Consider the following 1766-nt stretch of genomic DNA (forward strand, 5'->3'; position numbering starts at 1 on the left):
TGTTTATGCAACCCCACATCCTTTTCCACTTAACAATGTTTAGGGACCTTAGCTGTGGGTCTGGGCTGTTTCCCTTTTGACAATGAGACTTATCTCACATTGTCTGACTCCCGTGAATCAATTATCTGGCATTCTTAGTTTGATAGGGTTCAGTAATCTTTCGACCCCTAGCCCATTCAGTGCTTTACCTCCAGTAATCTTTCACGAGGCTAGCCCTAAAGCTATTTCGGAGAGAACCAGCTATATCCGAGTTCGATTGGAATTTCTCCGCTATCCACACCTCATCACCGGCCTTTTCAACGGACGTGTGTTCGGCCCTCCATGGAGTTTTACCTCCACTTCAGCCTGGACATGGATAGGTCACTCGGTTTCGGGTCTATTGCATACGACTCTTTCGCCCTATTCAGACTTGCTCTCGCTTCGGCTCCGTGCCTTAAGCACTTAACCTTGCCGCATACAATAACTCGCCGGACCATTCTACAAAAGGTACCCGATCACACTTTGACGTGCTCTCGGTGCTTGTAAGCATAGGGTTTCAGGTTCTTTTTCACTCCCCTCCCGGGGTTCTTTTCACCGTTCCTTCACAGTACTATTCGCTATCGGTCATTAGGTAGTATTTAGGCTTGGAGGATGGTCCCCCCATCTTCCCACGGGGTTTCACGTGTCCCGCGGTACTTTGGATACAGCTCGCTGACTTTCTCTTTCGCTTACGTGACTCTCACACTCCTCGGTACGTTTTCCCACACGTTTCAACTAGAAATTATCAATGCTAAATGCTGTCCGAAACCCCATAAGTATTGCTACCTATGGTTTAGCCTCTTCCGCTTTCGCTCGCCACTACTCACAGAATCTCGGTTGATTTCTCTTCCTCGCCCTACTTAGATGTTTCAGTTCAGGCGGTTCCCCTCATATACCTATTTGATTCAGTATATGATGTATGTGCATACACATACGGATTGCTCCATTCGGAAATCTGCGGATCAATTCATACTTGCTGATCCCCGCAGCTTATCGCAGCTTATCACGTCCTTCATCGGCTCCTAATGCCAAGGCATTCTCCCTACGCTCTTCTTAGCTTAACCATTTTTGAATTATGTCTAATCCTCTTAATTTTTATGCTAATTGCAGGTTTTTTACCCGACTTTAACTTTCGTTATTGTCGTTCATTTTTCCTCATTTGCATTACTTTTGCTTTTCATTATTCAATTTTCAAGTTTCATTCCTTGCAAGATCTCTCTTGCTGGTGGGCACAAGTGGACTCGAACCACCGACCTCACGCTTATCAGGCGTGCGCTCTAACCACCTGAGCTATGCGCCCATTATGCTTTACATAACGGCACTCAAGCTGTTCGTCTTCCTTCGTCCCTTGGTGGAGATGAGGAGAATCGAACTCCTGACCCCCTGCTTGCAAAGCAGGTGCTCTCCCAGCTGAGCTACACCCCCATATGCAGGGACTAGGTACTCCATTGTGCTGTTTTAAAGATACTGTTTCCAGCATCCTCAAAATTGAACAAAAACTACTTTCTTAAACCTTTGCTGACCGGAGAATTATTTTATGAGAAGTTTTCTTTTCCTTCTCTGTTCTCCATAGAAAGGAGGTGATCCAGCCGCACCTTCCGATACGGCTACCTTGTTACGACTTCACCCCAGTCATCAATCCCACCTTCGACTGCGTCCTCCTTGCGGTTAGACTACAGGCTTCGGGTGTTACCGACTCCCATGGCGTGACGGGCGGTGTGTACAAGGCCCGGGAACGTATTCACCGC

At 47.1% G+C, this 1766-nt stretch carries 2 tRNA genes and 2 rRNA genes; all 4 read right to left on the reverse strand.

The features are described 5' to 3' along the window. Positions 1 to 1082: ribosomal RNA gene (locus tag QVO88_RS02370) — 23S ribosomal RNA — on the reverse strand; the annotation flags it as partial. Between the two features lie 159 nt (positions 1083 to 1241). Further along, positions 1242 to 1318: transfer RNA gene (locus QVO88_RS02375), tRNA-Ile, on the reverse strand. A gap of 49 nt (positions 1319 to 1367) precedes the next feature. After that, positions 1368 to 1443, reverse strand: a tRNA-Ala gene (locus QVO88_RS02380). A gap of 148 nt (positions 1444 to 1591) precedes the next feature. Continuing rightward, positions 1592 to 1766: ribosomal RNA gene (locus QVO88_RS02385) — 16S ribosomal RNA — on the reverse strand; the annotation flags it as partial.

The sequence above is a fragment of the Ruminococcus sp. CAG:57 genome, assembly GCF_000435935.1.
In the GTDB taxonomy this organism is placed as follows: Bacteria; Bacillota; Clostridia; order Oscillospirales; family Ruminococcaceae; genus Hominimerdicola; species Hominimerdicola aceti.